Annotated in this window: 18 protein-coding genes; 8 read left to right on the top strand and 10 right to left on the bottom strand. The window is 67.5% G+C overall.

Annotation, left to right across the window (positions count from 1 at the left end; all coding sequences use genetic code 11):
- Positions 1 to 49: 49 nt before the first annotated feature.
- Entirely contained in the window at positions 50 to 331 is a 282-nt protein-coding gene (locus tag ON40_RS20015; RefSeq protein WP_040825084.1) for a hypothetical protein, read from the top strand.
- 61 nt (positions 332 to 392) lie between these two features.
- On the opposite strand, the gene ON40_RS20010 is transcribed toward ON40_RS20015, so the two are convergent.
- The 6 genes from ON40_RS20010 to ON40_RS19985 all read right to left on the bottom strand — a co-directional run bounded on the left by ON40_RS20010 (position 393) and on the right by ON40_RS19985 (position 7,428).
- Entirely contained in the window at positions 393 to 1,796 is a 1,404-nt protein-coding gene (locus ON40_RS20010) for an alpha/beta hydrolase-fold protein (protein WP_176572811.1), read from the bottom strand.
- A 284-nt stretch (positions 1,797 to 2,080) separates the two neighbouring features.
- Positions 2,081 to 3,193 (bottom strand): ABC transporter ATP-binding protein, encoded by a 1,113-nt coding sequence (locus tag ON40_RS20005; protein WP_040825082.1) that lies wholly within the window; start codon positions 3,191 to 3,193, stop codon positions 2,081 to 2,083.
- A 23-nt stretch (positions 3,194 to 3,216) separates the two neighbouring features.
- Positions 3,217 to 4,092 (bottom strand): carbohydrate ABC transporter permease, encoded by an 876-nt coding sequence (locus ON40_RS20000; RefSeq protein WP_040825080.1) that lies wholly within the window; start codon positions 4,090 to 4,092, stop codon positions 3,217 to 3,219.
- Entirely contained in the window at positions 4,089 to 5,039 is a 951-nt protein-coding gene (locus tag ON40_RS19995; protein ID WP_040825078.1) for a carbohydrate ABC transporter permease, read from the bottom strand. The genes ON40_RS20000 and ON40_RS19995 overlap by 4 nt, the downstream gene beginning before the upstream one ends.
- A gap of 2 nt (positions 5,040 to 5,041) precedes the next feature.
- Positions 5,042 to 6,430, bottom strand: coding sequence for an ABC transporter substrate-binding protein (locus ON40_RS19990; protein ID WP_245567906.1), 1,389 nt, complete (start codon positions 6,428 to 6,430; stop codon positions 5,042 to 5,044).
- Positions 6,427 to 7,428 (bottom strand): sugar-binding transcriptional regulator, encoded by a 1,002-nt coding sequence (locus tag ON40_RS19985; RefSeq protein WP_040825077.1) that lies wholly within the window; start codon positions 7,426 to 7,428, stop codon positions 6,427 to 6,429. The genes ON40_RS19990 and ON40_RS19985 overlap by 4 nt, the downstream gene beginning before the upstream one ends.
- Before the next feature lie 49 nt (positions 7,429 to 7,477).
- Between ON40_RS19985 and ON40_RS19980 the strand changes: the two genes are divergently transcribed.
- Positions 7,478 to 8,935, top strand: coding sequence for a mannitol dehydrogenase family protein (locus ON40_RS19980; protein ID WP_051193345.1), 1,458 nt, complete (start codon positions 7,478 to 7,480; stop codon positions 8,933 to 8,935).
- Between the two features lie 76 nt (positions 8,936 to 9,011).
- Positions 9,012 to 9,599: a hypothetical protein gene (locus ON40_RS19975; protein WP_245567905.1), complete on the top strand. Its 588-nt coding sequence runs from the start codon at positions 9,012 to 9,014 to the stop codon at positions 9,597 to 9,599.
- Positions 9,600 to 9,660: 61 nt separating this feature from the next.
- Here ON40_RS19975 and ON40_RS19970 read toward each other — a convergent pair whose 3' ends face one another.
- Entirely contained in the window at positions 9,661 to 9,975 is a 315-nt protein-coding gene (locus tag ON40_RS19970; protein WP_040825188.1) for a DMT family transporter, read from the bottom strand.
- A gap of 75 nt (positions 9,976 to 10,050) precedes the next feature.
- Between ON40_RS19970 and ON40_RS19965 the strand changes: the two genes are divergently transcribed.
- The 4 genes from ON40_RS19965 to ruvB all read left to right on the top strand — a co-directional run bounded on the left by ON40_RS19965 (position 10,051) and on the right by ruvB (position 12,994).
- Positions 10,051 to 10,560, top strand: coding sequence for an O-acetyl-ADP-ribose deacetylase (locus ON40_RS19965; RefSeq protein WP_040825076.1), 510 nt, complete (start codon positions 10,051 to 10,053; stop codon positions 10,558 to 10,560).
- 170 nt (positions 10,561 to 10,730) lie between these two features.
- The gene (gene ruvC, locus ON40_RS19960; protein ID WP_040825074.1) at positions 10,731 to 11,300 is read left to right on the top strand and encodes a crossover junction endodeoxyribonuclease RuvC; all 570 of its coding nucleotides are present in this window, start codon (positions 10,731 to 10,733) and stop codon (positions 11,298 to 11,300) included.
- Positions 11,297 to 11,902 (top strand): Holliday junction branch migration protein RuvA, encoded by a 606-nt coding sequence (ruvA, locus tag ON40_RS19955; protein WP_040825073.1) that lies wholly within the window; start codon positions 11,297 to 11,299, stop codon positions 11,900 to 11,902. The genes ruvC and ruvA overlap by 4 nt, the downstream gene beginning before the upstream one ends.
- A gap of 6 nt (positions 11,903 to 11,908) precedes the next feature.
- Positions 11,909 to 12,994, top strand: a complete 1,086-nt coding sequence (ruvB, locus tag ON40_RS19950) for a Holliday junction branch migration DNA helicase RuvB (RefSeq protein ID WP_040825071.1) — start codon at positions 11,909 to 11,911, stop codon at positions 12,992 to 12,994.
- Positions 12,995 to 13,028: 34 nt separating this feature from the next.
- Here ruvB and ON40_RS19945 read toward each other — a convergent pair whose 3' ends face one another.
- From ON40_RS19945 to ON40_RS19935, 3 genes are all read right to left on the bottom strand, one after another.
- The gene (locus ON40_RS19945; protein WP_083895799.1) at positions 13,029 to 13,658 is read right to left on the bottom strand and encodes a DUF4352 domain-containing protein; all 630 of its coding nucleotides are present in this window, start codon (positions 13,656 to 13,658) and stop codon (positions 13,029 to 13,031) included.
- A gap of 234 nt (positions 13,659 to 13,892) precedes the next feature.
- Complete coding sequence (locus ON40_RS19940) at positions 13,893 to 15,845, bottom strand: vWA domain-containing protein (protein WP_040825069.1); 1,953 nt, start codon at positions 15,843 to 15,845, stop codon at positions 13,893 to 13,895.
- A gap of 28 nt (positions 15,846 to 15,873) precedes the next feature.
- Positions 15,874 to 17,268, bottom strand: coding sequence for an ATP-binding protein (locus tag ON40_RS19935; RefSeq protein WP_040825067.1), 1,395 nt, complete (start codon positions 17,266 to 17,268; stop codon positions 15,874 to 15,876).
- Between the two features lie 405 nt (positions 17,269 to 17,673).
- Here ON40_RS19935 and ON40_RS19930 point away from each other — a divergent pair, with 405 nt between their 5' ends.
- Positions 17,674 to 18,105, top strand: coding sequence for a DUF1707 SHOCT-like domain-containing protein (locus tag ON40_RS19930; RefSeq protein WP_063713050.1), 432 nt, complete (start codon positions 17,674 to 17,676; stop codon positions 18,103 to 18,105).
- Positions 18,106 to 18,298 lie beyond the last annotated feature (193 nt).

Genomic DNA, 18,298 nt, shown 5'->3' with positions numbered 1-18,298 from the left:
CCGGTCCGTTCGAGTGGTCAGGTGATCAGATCGGGTTTACCCTGCGCGAGTGGATCGGGATTGGCGCGAAGGCGAGTACCTCGAGTATCTGTGGGGTGAGCGTCATCGTTTCGCCTGGGTGATGCGGCGGTACGGGGGAATGACGCAGGTGGAGGCGGAATCGAGTGCGATGCGACGGTATCCGTACGAACAGGCCGACGTACCGCATCGCGGACTGATCTTCCACGACGAGGCGTGGCATTGGGCGATGCTGCGGATTCACGGTGAGCGGTACGCGCACGAACATCCGGAACTGGCCGCTGCGCCCGCGGCGTATCGCGAACTCGACTGACCGACAACGAAAATCCCGGGGCGAGCCGTGTGGCGCACCCCGGGACGTCGTCTCGCGATACTCAGGTGCTCGCCGGTACCGGCAGGCCGACCCGCGCGCTCACCCAGGCCAGTGACGAGCTGAACGCGGCCGAGGCGAACTGCCAGGTGTGCCCGCCCTTCGTGGTGTGGATCGTGCAGTCGATGCCGACCTTCTTGCCTGTGGTACACAACTTCTCGGCCGCGCCGACCTCACTCGAACCCTCGAATGCGTCCTGACCGCCCTTGCCGATCTGATCCTCGCTGACCTTCGGCATCTTGAAGCCCTTCGGCATACCGTGCTTACCGTCGTGCTGCGGGGCGGTCAGATCATCGAACAGGCCCGCGATCCCGGTGTAGGGCCCGTGCTTGTCCATCACCGTGACCGGGTCGAAGTGCTCCCACTGCTCGGTACTGCCGCCGTAGAGACGTTGGACGGTCTGCGCTTTGGTGCCCGAATCGGGTCCGGCGTCACCGGCGATATCGACGAAGGTGTGGAACAGCTCGGGATGCATCACCGTCAGGTCCACGGCGCAGGTGCCGCCCATGGACCAGCCGACCACCGCCCAGTGCGCCGGATCGGAGGACGCGTTGAACTTCGATTCCACATACGGGACAACGTCTTTGGTGAGATGGTCGGCGGCGTTGCCGCGCGGCCCGTTGACGCATTCGGTGTCGTTGTTGAAGCTGCCGCTCGAGTCGACGAACACCAGGATGGGCGCTTGGCCGTTGTTCGCCGCGGTGAACTTATCGATCTCCGGCATGATCTGCCCGCTGCGCAGCCAGTCGCCCGGGGTGTTGAACTCGCCGCCGATCATCATCACCACGGGCAGGGACGGCGGGGTCTTTCCGGCGAACCAGGCCGGAGGCAGGTAGACGTATTCGGTGCGATGGTTGAAGCCGCTGCCGTTGCTCGGGATGTCCACCGGGACCACCACGCCGGTCTTCGGATTCGTGCCGCGCAGGCCCGCGAGTGCATCCGTGGTGGTCTGATGCGGCAGTGGACCGGCGGTCAGCGCGCTCCAGGCCGACTGCACGGTCGGGTAGTAGCCGACCCACTGATTGAGCACCACGCCGGTGCTGGCGATCGCGAACGGCAGCGCGAGGATGGCTGCCACGCGCTGCCACCAGCGCGCACCCGGCCAGCCGATCACCACGACGACCAGCGCCGCGACCATCGCGCCCACACAGATCCACAGCAGGACCGGGGCGGGATCCGAGGCGAGCCCCTGATCGTTCGTGTACGCCCAGGCGCCCAGCGCGCCCGCGACGCCGAGCACCACCGCGATCGGGATCCGGATCAGCCACCAACGTCGGGTGAGCCGCACGATCGCGATCAGCAGCAGCACGATCGCGATGATCTCGATGGTCAGCGGCAACCACCCGTGCAGCAGCGACGTCCCGTGATGGAAGTTCATCTCGTAGGGATTGAGCTTCGCCGACGGCATCGTCGGAGCCGGTGGCGGCGCCACGCCGGCCGGTGTCGGGGTGGGCGTTGTCGTGACGTCCGTCTGCACAGGAAACACGGCCGTAATTCTCGGGGGTCTACCTCGAGGTTTGCTGTGAGGGGCCTACGAGTGGAGTGAACGGAGCGGACGGAATCTCCGCTTCGTCGGCCATCGCCGACGAGGATGCCCTGATCACGAGCCTGATCAGGGCAGACGGGCGTCGCCCCGCACCGGCCGCATATTCACGGGCGACACGATGCGGGGCGGCGTTCGAGCGGATGCGGTCAGTCGCCGATGCGGTCACCGGTTTCGGGGTGGAACAGGTGGACCGCGGCGGGATCGGTGATGTGCAGGGCGATCGATTCGGCGAGGCGGGCCGGGGCGCGCTGGGGGGAGCGGGCCACGAAGGTGACCGGAGTGCCCTCGAGTCCGGAGACCGGGTCGCCGGGGATCCGGGTGTAGACGTACGACTCGCTGCCGAGTTCCTCGACCAGTTCGACCGTGGCGGTGAAACCCGTTCCGTCGCGGCGCAATTCGAGATGTTCGGGACGGATGCCGAGGGTGACCGAATCCAGCTTCGCTTCGCCGAGGCGGGTCATCCGTTCGCGCGGCAGTTCCACCGTGGTCCCGGCGATGTCGACCCCGCCCTCGGTCAGCGGCACGGTGCACAGATTCATCGAGGGTGAGCCGATGAATCCGGCGACGAACGCGTTGGCCGGGTGGTCGTACAGCGTGGCGGGGGTGCTGAACTGCTGCAACTGGCCGTCGCGCAGCACCGCGACCCGGTCACCCATCGTCATCGCCTCCACCTGATCGTGGGTGACGTAGACCGTGGTCGTGCCGAGGCGACGCTGCAGCGCCGCGATCTGGGTGCGGGTCTGCACGCGCAGTTTGGCGTCCAGATTGCTCAGCGGCTCATCCATGCAGAACACGCGCGGCTCGCGCACGATGGCGCGGCCCATCGCGACGCGCTGGCGCTGACCGCCGGACAGTTTGGCCGGCTTGCGATCCAGATACGGTGTGAGCCCGAGCAATTCGGCGGCATCGGCGACCCGGCGCTTGCGCTCGGCCAGCGGGACCTTCATCATCTTGAGCGCGAAACCCATGTTCTCGCCGACGGTTTTGTTCGGGTACAGCGCGTAGTTCTGGAACACCATGGCGATATCGCGGTCCTTGGACGGGACACCGACCATGTCCTGACCGTCGATGCGGATGGTGCCGCCGTCGATCTCCTCGAGTCCGGCGAGCATGCGCAGCGCGGTCGACTTGCCCGAACCCGAGGGTCCGACCAGGACGATGAACTCGCCGTCGGCGATGTCCAGGTCGAGCGAGTCGACCGCGAGCGTCTCGGCGCCCGCGTACACGCACGAGGCCCTGTCGTATTGAATGGTGGCCATTGTCGTTTACCTCACTCGAGCTCTTATTTGATGGCGCCGAAGGACAGCCCGCGCACCAGCTTGTTCTGCGCGAACCAACCGGCCAGGACGACGGGCAGGGCGGCCAGGGTCGCCGCGGCGGACAGCCGGGCCCAGTACAGGCCCTCGCCGGTGATGAAACCGACCAGGAACACCGGCATGGTCTGGGCCTGCACGGCGGTCAGGTTGACCGCGAAGAAGAATTCGTTCCAGGAGAAGATCACGCAGATCAGCGCGGTGGCGGCGATACCGGGGGAGACCAGTGGCAGGATCACCTCGCGCATCGCGGTCCACAGGCTCGCACCGTCCATACTGGCCGCCTCGAGCAGTTCGCCCGGGACCTCCAGGAAGAACGACCGCATCATCCACACCGCGATCGGCAGATTCATCGCGGTGTAGAGGATGACCAGCGTCCAGATGTTGTCCAGCATGCCCAGATCGCCGACGATCACGTACAGCGGGATGATCGCGGCCACGATGGGCAGCATCTTCGTGCCGATGAAGAACATCAGCGCATCACGGGTGCGCGTGATCGGGCGCAGCGAGAGCGCGAACGCCGCCGGAATGCCCAGTACCAGAACCAGAATCGCCGAGACGATGGTGGCGAAGGCGGAGTTGAGCAGCGGCGTGCCGACACCGCTGGAGAACACCGCCGAGAACTGGTCCAGCGTGGGGACGAAGAACAGCTTGGGGGTGTTGGTGTAGGCGTCGCCCTCCTGCTTGAACGCCGTGAGCACCATCCACAGCACCGGGAAGAACATCCCGATACCGACGACCCAGGCCAGAATGCCCCAGCCGATACCGGCCCGATTGCGGCGGCGGCGCACCGGAACCTGTTGCGTCGCGGATGATGTGGTCGCGGGAGCGGTCGTCGTGGTCATGCCGTCTCCTCCTTGCCGGTGAACGAGGTGAACAGCAATCGCAGCGCGAACGTCGCGATGACCGTCGTGCCGATGACGGTGACCACGCCCATGGCCGCGGCTTGGCCGATGTCGAAGCCCAGGAAGGCGCGCTGATAGATGTAGAACGGCAGGTTGGAGCTGGCGATGCCGGGCCCGCCCTGGGTCATCATGTACACCGAGTCGAATGTGTTGACCAGGTAGATCGCGCCGAGCACGGTACCCAGTTCGATGAAGCGGCGCAGATGCGGCAGGGTGAGTTCGCGGAACACCTGGAACGAATTCGCCCCGTCCACTCGCGCGGCCTCGGTGATGTCGCGCGGCATGGACTGCAGGCCCGCGAGGATCAACAGCATCATGAACGGCGTCCACTGCCAGACCATGTCGGCCATCACCGCGGGCAACGGGAATTTGCTCACCCAGTCGGTCTGACCGACCCCGAACGGTTTGAGGATGAAGTTGACCAGGCCGAACACCGGATCGAGCATGGTGGTCTTCCAGATCAACGCGGCGGCGACCGGTGTGACCAGGAACGGCGTGATCAGCAGGGTGCGCACCACGCCGCGGCCGAGGAAGGTGCGATCGAGCAGCAGCGCCAGCAGCAGGCCCAGGACCACCGAGACGATCACGGTGCCGACGATCAGGATGATCGTATTGAGCGTGACCGACCAGAACTGGTTGTCCCGGAACACATCCGCGTAGTTGCCCAGCCCGACGAAATGCCGTGAACCGGGCCGGACCAGGTTCCAGGACTGCGTCGAGTAATACAGGGTGAACACGAACGGGATCTGCGTGACCACGATCATGAAGATCAGGGCGGGCAGCAGCGGACCGCGCTTGCGCCAGCCCTCGGCACGGGAGACGCTCTGGGCGCGTCGGACGATCTCCGACGGTGGGGTGGCCGCGGGGGCCGTGGTGGTTACGGACATGGCTACTGATTCCCTCGATACGACCTGCCGACTGTCTCGGCATACTCCTGGGATTGCTCGAGTGCGGTCTGCACGCTCTCCCGCCCGGCGATCGCCGCACTGATCTGCTGGCTCACCCGGGTACCCAGATCCTGGAACTCCGGAATGGCAAGGAACTGGACGCCGGTGTACGGAACCGGTTGCACCGTGGGATGTTCCGGATCCGCGGTCGACATCGCCTGCAGGGTGACCGGACCGTACGCCTTGGCGGCCTCGGCGTACTCCGGGATCTGGTAGGTGGAGTTGCGACTACCCGGCGGCACGTGCGACCAGCCCAGCTTCTCACCGACGTGCTGGATGTACTCCTTACTCGTCATCCAGGAGATGAATTTCCATGCGGCATCGGGATTGTGGCTGGTCTTGGGAATGCCCAGCGACCAGGTGTACAGCCAGCCGGAGTTCGGTTTCTGCGCGACCGGAGCCAGCACGTAGCCGATCTTGCCGACCACCTTGCTCGCCGAGGGATCCTCGAGCACGCCGACCGCGGAGGTGGCGTCGTACCACATGGCGGTGTCGCCCTGGGACAACTGTGTCGCGCATTCGCTGAAACCGCTTGTCGCCGCGCCGGGTTCGCCGTATTTGCGGACCAGGTCGACGTAGAAGTTCACCGCCTTCACCACCTGCGGGCTGGTGAGCTGGGCGTGCCAGTTCTCGTCGAACCAGCGTCCGCCGAAGGTGTTGATCACGGTGTCCAGCGGGGCGAGGGTCTCACCCCAGCCCGGGTCGCCGCGCAGGCAGATCCCGGAATGCCCGTGTGCCGGATCGTCCAGTTTGCCGGCGAACTGCGCCACCTGATCCCAGGTGGGCTGATCGGGCATGGTCAGACCGGCCTGCTGGAACAGATCCTTGCGATACATCAGGAACGAGGACTCGCCGTAGAACGGCACCGAGTACATATCGCCCTTGTAGGACAGGGAGTTTCGCAAGGAGGAGATGAAGTCGGCCGCGTCGTAGCCGGGGGTTTTCGCCTGGTAGGGGGCGAGGTTGGTCAGCCAGCCGTCCGCGGCCCACTGCGGCGTCTCGTAGTTGCTGACCATCACCACGTCGAATTCGCCGCCGCCGGTGGCGACCGAGGAGGTGATCTTGGCGCGCGCTTCGTTCTCCGACAGCGAGACGAATTTGAGCTTGATGCCGGGATTGGCGCGCTCGAATTCGCCGGAGAGCTTGATCGCGTCCTGCATCTGCGAATTGGAGACCATCGCGATGGTGACCGTGCGGCCGCCGCCGGAGGTGAACGAGCCCGCGCCCGCGCAGCCGCTCAGCGCCAGCACCGCCGAGAGTGCCAGTGCTGCCAGACCTTTCGCGCGTCGCCTGGTGCGGCCGGGGCCGTTCTTGTTCATGGGCGTTGTCATGGGCCTGCGCCCTCCTTCTTTTCCAGCAGCCACCGCGCGCACTCGATGTCGGTGACCAGGATCGTGGCCAGACCGCCGCGCAACGCGCCGAGGACGGCCTGGTGTTTGGACTCGCCGCCGGAGATCAGCACCGTGCATCCGCAGGCGCGGATCGCGTCGAGACCGACCGAGACCGTGCGCGCGGCAAGGGATCCGGGCAGATCGGTGCCGTCGGCGCGGAAGAACCGGCCGCCGATCTCGCCGACGGCGCCGAGGCCGCGCAGCTCGTCGAGTAGGGCGGTGTCCAGATAGCTGCCCTCGAACAGGGTGGTCGCGGTGGAGACCGTGCCGACGCCGAACATCATCACCTCGGCGTCGCGGCCCAGCGCGATGGCGAGGCCCAGGACCGAATCCTGTTCCAGCGCGGTCACCGTCGCGGCATCGGCGTACAGCGGTGCGTGCAACCGGACCGGGGCGGCCTGTAGTTGGGTGGCGCAGCGACCGAGGGTGAATTCGACGCCGGTCTGGTAGTCCGAGGAGGTCAGCGAACCGTCGAGCTGGACGACGGTGGCGCAGCGCGCCGAATGCGGTCCGAGTTCGGTGGCCACGGCGATGGTTTCCGGACCCCAGGTGAATCCGAGGGTGGCCTGCGGCCGCAGCCGTCGTCCGAGGACCGAGACCGCGGCTCGGGCCAGCGGGGCCAGGCTCGCGGGGGAGTCGTCGGGCGCTTCGCCGAGTACCACCGCCTCGGTGAGCCCGTAGGCCGCCTCGAGCTCGCGCTCCAGATCGGTGTGCACCGTGGCGCGCAGCTCGTCCGGGACCACGATCTCGATGCGGACCAGACCCTGGGCGCGGGCTCGGGCGATGAGCCGCCCGGCGGTCGGGCGTGAAACACCCAGTACGGCAGCGATTTCGGCCTGCGTGGCGCCCTCGAAGTGGTAGAGCCGCGCGGCACGCAGCGCCATCCGGACGTCCTCCGGATTGCTGGGCCGGGGTTCGGGGGCCACGGTGCTCCTCATCGAATGATCATCTGCTCACGGGGTGATCTATTGCTCGGAACACGGTACCATCGGGCATGTGACGCACACAACACTTTCGTCATCGACCTATGACCGCAGCGGGCTGACGGCCGGCATCGTGCACTTCGGAGTCGGCGGATTCCATCGTGCGCACCAGGCGATGTACATCGACCGGCTACTCGCGCAGGGTGGATCGAAGGAGTGGGCCATCTGCGGCGTCGGCGTCCTGCCGGGTGATCGCCGCATGCGCGATGTGCTCGCCGCGCAGGACGGGCGGTACACACTCTCGGTCGTGGGCGCCGACGGCGTCTGGGAAACCCGGGTGATCGGCTCGATCATCGAATATCTCTACGCCCCGGACGATCCGGAGGCGGTGCTGGCGAAACTGGCCGATCCGGCGACGCGCATCATCTCGCTCACGATCACCGAGGGCGGTTACGGAATCGACGCGACCACAGGCGAATTCGACGCCGCCGAGCCGTCCGTCGCGGCGGATCTGGCGCCGGATGCGGTGCCGCGCACGGTATTCGGCCTCGTGGTCGAGGCGCTCGCACGGCGGCGGGCGGCGGGCATCGCGCCCTTCACGGTGATGTCCTGCGACAACATCCAGGGCAACGGCGAGGTGGCGCGGCGGGTGTTCGGCACGTTCGCGCGCTTGCGCGACGCGGACCTGGGCGAGTGGATCGACCGGGAGGTGCGCTTCCCCAATTCGATGGTGGACCGGATCACACCGGTCACGCCGCCGGAGGCCGAGGCGGAGGTTTTGCGCCGCACCGGAATCACGGACTGGTGGCCGGTGATCACCGAGCCGTTCACGCAGTGGGTGCTCGAGGATTCCTTCACCCTCGGCCGTCCGGCCTACGAGGAGGTCGGCGTGCAGGTGGTCGAGGACGTCACCCCGTACGAACTGATGAAACTGCGCCTGCTCAACGCCGGTCACCAGGGTATCGCCTACTTCGGGCACCTGTGCGGCTACCGGATGGTCCACGATGCCGCGCGGGATCCGCTGTTCGACCGATTCCTCATGCGGTACATGGATTTCGAGGCCACGCCGACGTTGCGCCCGGTTCCGGGCGTCGATCTGGACAGCTACAAACGCACCCTGATCGAACGTTTCGGGAATCCGGCGATCGGTGACACCATCGCCCGGTTGTGCGCCGAATCCTCGGACCGGATTCCGAAGTGGGTGCTGCCGGTCATCCGGGAGCGGCTGGCGGCGGGCGGTGAGATCGACTGCGCCGCGGCCATCGTAGCGAGCTGGGCCCGCTACGCCGAGGGGGTCGACGAGCAGGGAGAGCCCATCGAGGTGGTGGATCGGCTGCGCGATCGGCTGGTGCCGCTGGCGCAGCGGCAGCGCACCGACCCGACCGCATTCCTGTGCGACCGTTCGGTATTCGGCGATCTGATCGACGAGCCACGGTTCGTGCGCCCCTATCTGGCCGCTCTGGAATCGCTGCACACCAAGGGGGCGCGGGCCACACTGGCCGATCTTGCCGGGCAGGAGTGAATCGCCGACTACTATGTCGCCGAAAAGGTGGGTCGGTGCTCGGCGGACGAGGCCCGAGGGTTACTTTTACAGGGCTATGAAAACTGCCGCCACCACAATTTCAGGAGCATGGCGCGCGGGCGACGACACGGCCGTGTCGTTCCGTGACGCCGCCGTCGCATGGGCGCTGGCCGCCCATGAGGTCCTCGCCGAAACCGCTACCGGCTATGGACATTTCGTGACCGTCGAAGAGTTGGCCGATCGGGTGCAGGAGATGTCGGGCGTGCGTACCGACGCCCCGACCCGCACGTGGATGGACGCGATTCTGCGTAAGGTCGCGCGCCGCTGCCACAGCGCGGGAGAACCCCCGCTGACCGCATTGTGCGTGCGAGCCAACCACACCGTCGGCGACAGCTACAAATACGTCCTCGAACTTGCCGGGCTGCCGACGCCGGAGGATCTGGAACTGCATGCGGCATACGCGCGTTGGCAGTGCTACCAGACCTACGGTGCGGAGATTCCGGCAGACGGTGGCGTGCCGCCGCTGACGCCGAAGGTCGCGGCCCGGCGGCGCACGGTCGCCGCGCGTCCGGCCGAGCCGGAGCCCGATCCCGTGGCGGCTCCGGCGGTGTGCCAGCAGTGCTTCATTCAGCTGCCGGCCACCGGAATCTGCCAGTACTGCTGAGACTTTCGTGGCTCGCACCGGCGGCCGGTGCGAGCCACGGTACGTCCGGCGTCGCGGTGTGTCAGTGAAATGCCTTGAGCCCCACCACTCCCGCGACGATCAGCAGTAGGCAGACGATACGGCTCACGGCGGCGGATTCACCCAGCCAGAGCATGCCGACCAGCGCCGTGCCGACCGCGCCGATGCCGACCCAGACCGCGTAACCGGTGCCGACGGGAATCGTGCGCAACGCGTATCCGAGCCCCGCCATGCTCAGCGCCAGGGCAACCAGGAAGCCGATGCTGGGCCACAGTCTGCTGAATCCCTCGGACTTCTCCAGCGAGATCGCCCATGCGGTCTCCATGAATCCCGAGACGATCAACAGTATCCAGGCCATGCTCGTACCGTATGCGACCGTCCGGTTCTCTCCGGCACCGCTCCGGCCGGATGTGCGGCGGAGCACAATGGCGGCATGGTCGAACTCGTACTGGTGCAGGGCGACATCACCGAACAGGCCGTCGACGCGGTGGTGAACGCGGCGAACTCCGCCCTGCTCGGCGGCGGGGGAGTGGACGGCGCGATCCATCGCAAGGGCGGTCCGGCCATCCTCGCGGAATGTCGGGATCTGCGCGCGTCCCGCTACGGCAAAGGGCTGCCGACCGGCGCCGCGGTGGCCACCACCGCCGGAAATCTGCCCGCGCGCTGGGTGATTCATACCGTCGGCCCGGTGTGGTCGGCCCGCGACGATCGTTCGGAGTTGCTCGCCTCCTGCTATCGCGAATCGCTCGCCGTCGCCGACGAACTGGGCGCGGAGACGGTGGCCTTCCCGGCGATATCCACCGGAATCTTCGGCTGGCCGATGGACGACGGCGCCCGAATCGCGATCGCGACAGTGCGTTCGGCGCATACGGACGTGCGGCGGGTCAGCTTCGTGCTGTTCACGCCCGACGGGTACACGACATTCGAGAAAGCGCTGGTCTGAACGCTTTCGCGGGAATACGTCGGTGGTCTCTGCTACAGCTGGACCGTGGCGAACTCGGAGGAATCGTCCCCGATCAGGTCCGGGGCCCGGGTCCGTGTCGGTATCGGGGCGGTTGCCGCGCGTCCTCTACACTTCGAACAACTGTTCGCGAATCGGGTAGGGGTGCTTACGTGCGGGTGATGGGTGTGGACCCCGGGCTCACCCGGTGTGGTCTGAGTGTCGTCGACGGCGGGTTGGGGCGGCAGGTGAGCGCCGTCGGGGTGGATGTGGTGCGGACGCCGCCGGAGATGGACCTCGCACATCGGTTGCTGGCGGTTTCCGATGCGGCCGAGCAGTGGATGGATACGCACCGGCCCGAGGCGGTCGCGATCGAGCGGGTGTTCTCCCAGCACAATGTGCGCACCGCGATGGGCACCGCGCAGGCCGGTGGCGTGATCGCGCTGGCCGCGGCGCGGCGCGGCATCCCGGTGGCATTCCACACGCCGAGTCAGGTGAAGGCGGCGGTCACCGGTAACGGGTCCGCCGACAAAGCGCAGGTGACCGTGATGGTGACCAGGATTCTCGGGTTGGCGACCGCGCCGAAACCGGCGGATGCCGCCGATGCGCTCGCCCTGGCGATCTGTCATTGTTGGCGGGCGCCGATGCAGGAGCGGATGGCCAAGGCGGAGGCCATGGCCGAAGAACAGCGGCGCAGATATGCGGAACGACTTGCCCGGCAACGGAAGGCGGTGAACCGGTGATCGCGTCGGTACGCGGAGAGGTGCTCGAGATCGGCCTCGACCATGTGGTGATCGAGGCCGCCGGGGTCGGCTACCGGCTCAATGCCACACCCGCGACGCTGTCCACGCTGACGCGCGGCGAGGAATCGCGGCTGTTCACCGCGATGATCGTGCGCGAGGATTCGATGACCCTGTTCGGCTTCGCCGACACCGAGGCACGGGATCTGTTCGGTCTGTTGCAGACCGTCTCCGGCGTGGGGCCCCGGTTGGCGATGGCAGTGCTGGCGGTGCTCGAACCCGAAGCGCTGCGCAAGGCCCTGGCCGAGAGCAATGTGGCCGCGCTGACCCGCGTGCCGGGTATCGGCAAGCGCGGGGCCGAGCGCATGGTGGTCGAGCTGCGCGACAAGGTGAATCTGGTTCCGGTGCAGTCGGGTCCGCCCGGGGTGACGCCCGTTCCGGTGGTCACGCCGGTGCGAGATCAGGTGATCGAGGCCCTCGTCGGACTCGGGTTCGGACTCAAACAGGCCGAACCGGCGGTGGACACCGTCCTGGCCGAGGATCCGGGGCTGGACACCTCGAAGACGTTGCGCGCGGCGCTGGGCATGCTCGGGAAGAACCGGTAGCGGCGGATGAGCGAGGAGTTCGAGGACGAGGAGCAATCTCCGGTCACCGCAAGCTATCTCAGCTCGGACGGTGATGTCGAGGCGAGTCTGCGGCCCAAATCCCTGGATGACTTCATCGGTCAGCCCCGGGTGCGGGAACAGCTGGCGCTGGTGTTGCGCGGCGCGAAACTGCGCGGCGGCACGCCCGACCATGTGCTGTTGTCCGGTCCGCCCGGACTGGGCAAGACCAGTATGGCGATGATCATCGCCGGGGAACTCGGCTCGGCGCTGCGCATCACCTCCGGTCCGGCGCTCGAGCGGGCCGGTGATCTGGCCGCGATGCTGAGCAATCTGGTCGAGGGCGATGTGCTGTTCATCGATGAGATCCACCGCATGGCCCGCCCGGCGGAGGAGATGCTCTATCTGGCGATGGAGGATTTCCGGGTGGACATCGTGGTCGGCAAGGGCCCCGGGGCGACCTCGATCCCGCTGGATATCGCGCCGTTCACGCTCGTCGGCGCGACCACGCGTTCGGGTGCGCTGACCGGTCCGCTGCGCGACCGGTTCGGCTTCACCGGACATATGGATTTCTACGAATCCGATGAGCTGCAGAGCATTCTGGAACGTTCGGCGCGGATTCTGGGCGTGCGCCTCGAATCGGATGCCGCGAGCGAGATCGCCGGACGGTCGCGCGGCACCCCGCGTATCGCCAACCGACTGCTGCGCCGCGTGCGCGACTACGCCGAGGTTCGCGCCGACGGCGTGATCACCGTCGACATCGCCGAGGCCGCCCTGGCCGTCTACGACGTCGACGCCCTCGGCCTGGACCGCCTGGACCGCGCCGTACTGGGCGCCCTGGTCCGCAGCTTCAGCGGTGGCCCCGTGGGCGTTTCGACGTTGGCCGTGGCCGTCGGTGAGGAGGCCGCAACGGTCGAGGAGGTGTGCGAACCCTTCCTGGTCCGCGCCGGAATGGTCGCCCGCACCCCCCGCGGCCGCGTCGCCACCGCAGCCGCCTGGGAGCATCTGGGCCTGGTCCCGCCCCCGGACCTCGTCTTCGGCTCGATCGAGGTCCGCGGTCGCGAACCCCACCCCACTCTGGATCTGTTCGAATGAGCTGTGCGCCGGGTGTTCCCGGCGCACAGCTCGTTCAGTTGAGGGCAACCTTCGTGCCACCGGAGAACGCCGAATCGTGAAAGTCCATGACGGCCGGTGTCGTTCCCGCAGGCACGTCGTAGGCCAGAATCACGGAGATGTGGTTGCCGGGATTGATCGTGGTCGCGAGATTCGGGTTGAGATTCACTTCGGCGGTCGAATCGTCGCTGTAGACCTTGCCCTGGCTGTCGATCAGCTTCTGGTTGTCGGCGAAATAGATCTGGGGCGCAGCCGCGGTGTTGGTGATGTCGACGTGGACGAGAATGTACTCACCCTGTGCGTCCCGCTTGGTGATTTCGTCGGTCCCAACGGTTTTCGTCGGTGGATCGACCCGGGTGACGGTGAAGCCGAACTTTCCGTCGCGGACCTGCGTGCCCGGCGCGGCCGCACTGTCCATGGCACTGGTGGGCGTTCCGTTCCGGGCTTCCTGGGCGACCTTGTTGGTGGCACTGGTGAGCAGCGCGCCGCAGCCGCCGACGATCACCACGAAGACCACGACGAACGCACCCAGGACCCAGGGCCAGGTGCGGCGCTTCCTGGGCGGCTGCGGCCGGTACCCGCCGTAAGGCGGCTGCCGGTACGGGCCCGGGGACTGGACACCGTGCGGCGGAGGCACATTCGACATCGTGATCACCCCTCCTGCTTTTTCGTGATCGATGAATCGGAAGCTCGCTCGGCATGTCCGGAGGGGACAACCGAAACCTCCGGCGGATGAACAGTCTTGCGCCGGGATCACATCGAAGACGGAAAGATGCTCTGGGAGATGACATTCGAGAACAGACGGGTGCGGATCATCCCGATACTGCGGGACTTTGTGCCACTTGCCCGTCCCACGGGCCCGGTGTAGGCCCGCGGACGGTCAGCGGCGGCGGCCGTGCAGGTAGTCGCTGACCACGGCTGCGCCGAGGCCGTCGAGGTCGGGGGCGATGACGCGGCCGCCGCTGCGGCGGGCCACCAGATCGACGAAGGCGGCCAGGCGAGGTTCGTCGCCGAGCATGAAGACCGTGATGGAGGCGCCCAGTTTGGCCAGGGCGTCGACCTGGGTCATGGTGACGGCCAGAGTTCGCGGCTGGGGCGGCCAGTTGAAGTACGCCTCACCGTCGGATTCCAGATGGGCGGTGGGCTCGCCGTCGGTGACGACCAGGACCACCGGGACCGCATCGGGATGCCGGCGCAGATGCCGCGCGGCCAGCAGCAGGGCGTGGTGCAGATTCGTGCCCTGCTCCCACACCCCTTCCAGCGCGGTCAATTCCGAGACGTCCACCGATCCCGCGTGGCGGCCGAAAGTGATCACTTCCAGTGCGTCGGAACGGAATCGGGTGCTGATCAGCTGATGCAGCGCCAGCGCGGTGCGCTTCATCGGCACCCACCGACCCTCCTGCACCATCGACCAGGAGGTGTCCACGCACAACGCCACCGCGGCCCGCGAGCGCTGTTCGGTCTCGACGATCTCGACATCGGAGACGTCCAGCCGCACGGTGCGGCTGCCCGCCGAGGCCGAACGCAGCACCGCATTGCGCACGGTTCGCGAGACGTCCCAGGGCTCCGTGTCGCCGAACCGCCACAGCCGCGACGCGCCCGTGGGCTCGCCCGCCGCACCCGCCAGCGCGGTGTCCCGCTCGCCGCGCCGCGATCGCAGCTGCCCGACGACCGCGCGCAACGCGGTTTCACCCAATCGGCGTAATGCCTTGGGCGTCAAGCGCAGTGAGCCGTCCGGCGCGCGTTCGAACAAACCCTGGCGGCGCAGCTCACGCTCGAGTTCGGCCAGACGCCGGGCGTCGACGCGAGCCTCGTCACCGAGCTGGCGGGTGAGCGCGTCGAGATCGATGTCCTCGAGCCGCGCACCCGGATAGGACTGGCCGAGCTGTTCGGCCAGGGCGTCGAGTTCGGCCAGATCCTGCATGGCCTGCGCGCCCTCGCCCATGCCCAGCGGATCCTGTCCGCGGAATCGCTGCGCGGACTCCCAGTCCTCACCCGGACGCAACGTCCGCAGATTCGCGTCCAGCGCGGCGACCTGCGCGGCGACGTCCGGATCGCCGAATGCCTGCCCGATCAGGTCGGACAGTTCGGCGCGCTGCTGTTCGGACATCGAGTTGAGCATGCGTTGCGCGGCAGCCGAACGCGCGGCGAGCGCATCGATGAGTTCATCGGTATCGCGCGGATTTTCCGGGAAGAATTCGCCGTGCTCGGCCATGAACTCGGCGAACTGCTGTTCGGTGTCCTCGCCGCGGGCATGCGCGGCCAGCAGATCGTTCAGATCGGACATCATCCGCTTGATGCGTTCGACATCCTCGGGCGTGGTGCTCTGCAGCGCCTGCTTCATCCCCTGGAAGCGCGATTCGAGCAGTTCCTGGCCGAGCATGTCGCGGATCTTCTGGTAGTTCTCCCGGCCGGTTTCCGAACGCCAGTCGTATTCGGACAGTTCGCCCACCGCGGCCGCGGTGCTCGGCGGCAACGCGTCGAGCTGGGCCTCGGCGAAGCGGGCGTCGTCGGAGGGATCGGGGAACAGTGCCCGGCGTTCGGCGTCGAGCGCCTCGTCCAGCAGCCTGCGCACCTCTTGCAGGGTGCCGTCGAGCCGGTTGCGGCGAGTGATGTCGGCGCGGCGCTGCCAGACCTGCCGGGTCAGCTCGTCCAGGCCGCGCATATCGCGCATGCCGCGGCGCAGCAGCTCCTCCAGCGCGCGCCGGGGCGAGCTGCCCTCCATCACCTCGCGCCCGATCTGATCCAGGGCATCGCGCAGATCCAGTGGCGGCGCGAGCGGATCGGGGCCGTCGTGATAGGGGCCGTAGGAGTAGCGATCAGGGGCAGTCATGGTCTCTCACAAGAGGGTTCGACGGCGGTCACGAACCGTAGACCGCCATGCCGTCGTCGGTGTCCTTGGCGACCTGCCGGGCCAGGAACAGCGCCTCGAGGGCGAATTCCACGGCGGCCGCGATCCGGGTGGGCGGTTCGGTGGGGTCGACGCCGAGGCGTTCGGCGACCTCGTGCAGGACCGGCAGTTCCGGCAGTGCGGACAGCACGTCCTTGCCGGGGATGCGTTCACCGGTGGTGACCATGTTGCCGTCGCCGACCGCCGTGGCCAGCGGTCGCAGGTTCACCCCGCCCAGGCGGGCGCGGGCGGTCTCGGAGAACGCGCGGCGCATCAGATGGGTGAGATGTTCCTGTTCGCGGCCCTCCTCACCGGATTCGAACTCCAGCTTGCCGCGCAACACCGCGGGCACCGACTCGAGATCGACCGGACGCGCGACCGCGGGGCTCTCCCCGGTGATCGCGGACCGGCGCAGGGCCGCCGCGGCCACGGTTTCGGCCGCGGCGACGGCGAAGCGCGCCGACACACCCGAACGCTGGTCGATCGCGGGCGATTCGCGCAGTTGCCGCACGAACCGGGCGAGCACCTCGATCAGCGGATCGCCGACCTCCGCGACCAGTTCGGCCTCCTGGCGGACCAGGTCCACCTCGGCTTCCACGTCGAGCGGGTAGTGGGTGCGGATCTCCGCGCCGAAGCGGTCCTTGAGCGGGGTGATGATGCGGCCGCGGTTGGTGTAGTCCTCCGGATTGGCCGTCGCGACGAGCAGCACGTCCAGCGGCAGGCGCAGCGTGTAGCCGCGGACCTGGATATCGCGCTCCTCCATGACGTTCAGCAACGCGACCTGGATGCGTTCGGCCAGATCGGGCAGCTCGTTCACCGCGACGATGCCGCGATGCGCGCGCGGGACGAGCCCGAAGTGGATGGTCTCCGGATCGCCCAGGCTGCGGCCCTCCGCGACCTTGACCGGGTCGACGTCACCGATCAGGTCACCGACCGAGGTGTCGGGGGTGGCCAGCTTCTCGGCATAGCGCTCGGAGCGGTGCCGCCAGGCGACCGGCAGATCATCGCCGAGTTCGGCGGCCAGGCGTCGTCCGGCCGGACTGATCGGGTCGAGCGGATGTTCGCCGAGTTCGGCGCCCGCGATGACGGGCGTCCACTCGTCGAGCAGGCCGATCAGCGTACGCAGCAGCCGGGTCTTGCCCTGGCCGCGCTCACCGAGCAGGACGACGTCGTGTCCGGCCAGCAGCGCGCGCTCGAGTTGCGGCAGGACGGTTCGGTCGAAGCCGACGATGCCGGGCCACGCGTCGCCGCCGGAGCTGAGCAGGGCCAGCAGATTCTCGCGGATCTCGGACTTGACGCTGCGCGGCAGATATCCGGCGTCGCGCAGTTCGCCCGCGGTGGTGGGGAGGTTCTCCGGTGCGGTCACCGTATCGACGCTACGACGATCTTGCGGTCCCGTCGACGCAACCGACCTGCGATGTCGGCCGGAAAACAAGTTGACAGGTGTGCATCCTCGGATATCGTACGAACTGCCGCTTTCGTGGCATTTCGGGAAATGGCTGGCCAAGGCCGGTTTCTGTGCCCTGCGGCCAGCGAATTCGGCTCTGCGCGAACATCTGCTCGCCCGACTGTGTCGCACAATGCGGCCGGATATGTGGAAATGGCGGGCGCGCACCGGCATTCGACCGGCCCGGGGATACGCGCACCGAATGCCGCGGACTGCGTCGCCGGGCGTAGCCGCGAATACGCAGCACGGCGCAGGCGCGCCGGACCGAGTGCGATCTACCCTGGTGGCAGCTCGATTGTCGTATTTTCCGGTGAGGCGGTAGAGATGGCCGAATCAGACTCCGTGGGCTTCGGGGCGTCCCCGACATCGCGCACCGTGCGGATCGGCACGGCGGAACGTGAGCAGGCGGCCGCATCGCTGGGCGAACATTTCGCGGCGGGCCGGCTGGAGGTCGACGAATACGACGATCGGGTGGCGCGGGCGTATGCCGCGAAGACGGCCGCGGACCTCGCGGTGCTGTTCAGTGATCTGCCGAGCCCGGTGGTGCCGCAGTCGGCACAGCCCGCGCCTGCTCGGGCGCCCAGGTCGTTGATCCCGGTGGTCGTGTTCGCCGTGCTGATACTCGCCGTCGTCCTCGCTGTGACGATCCACGTCGTCCCGTTCTTCGTGTTCCCGGTGCTGTTCTTCATCTTCCTGCGTGGCCGTCGGGGCTGGGCGCAGCAGTATCGCGGGCCGCGGCGGTACTCCCGGATGTGATCCGTTCGCCGGACGGGCTATCCACCTGGCGCACAACGGTTTCCCACACCTCGGCGATATCGTGATCCATCTCACCGAAGTGGTTCACCTGCTGGTTGTCCGCAGTACTGGCGGTATGCACCCGGCAGGGGTGGCGCACCGCAGCGGTTCCGGGCACTCTCATCGGGGGAAACCTTGTCAGGCAATGTGATCC

The organism is Nocardia jiangxiensis NBRC 101359 (assembly GCF_000308615.1).
Taxonomy (GTDB): domain Bacteria; phylum Actinomycetota; class Actinomycetes; order Mycobacteriales; family Mycobacteriaceae; genus Nocardia; species Nocardia jiangxiensis.
This window is presented reverse-complemented; position numbering and strand designations above follow the sequence as displayed.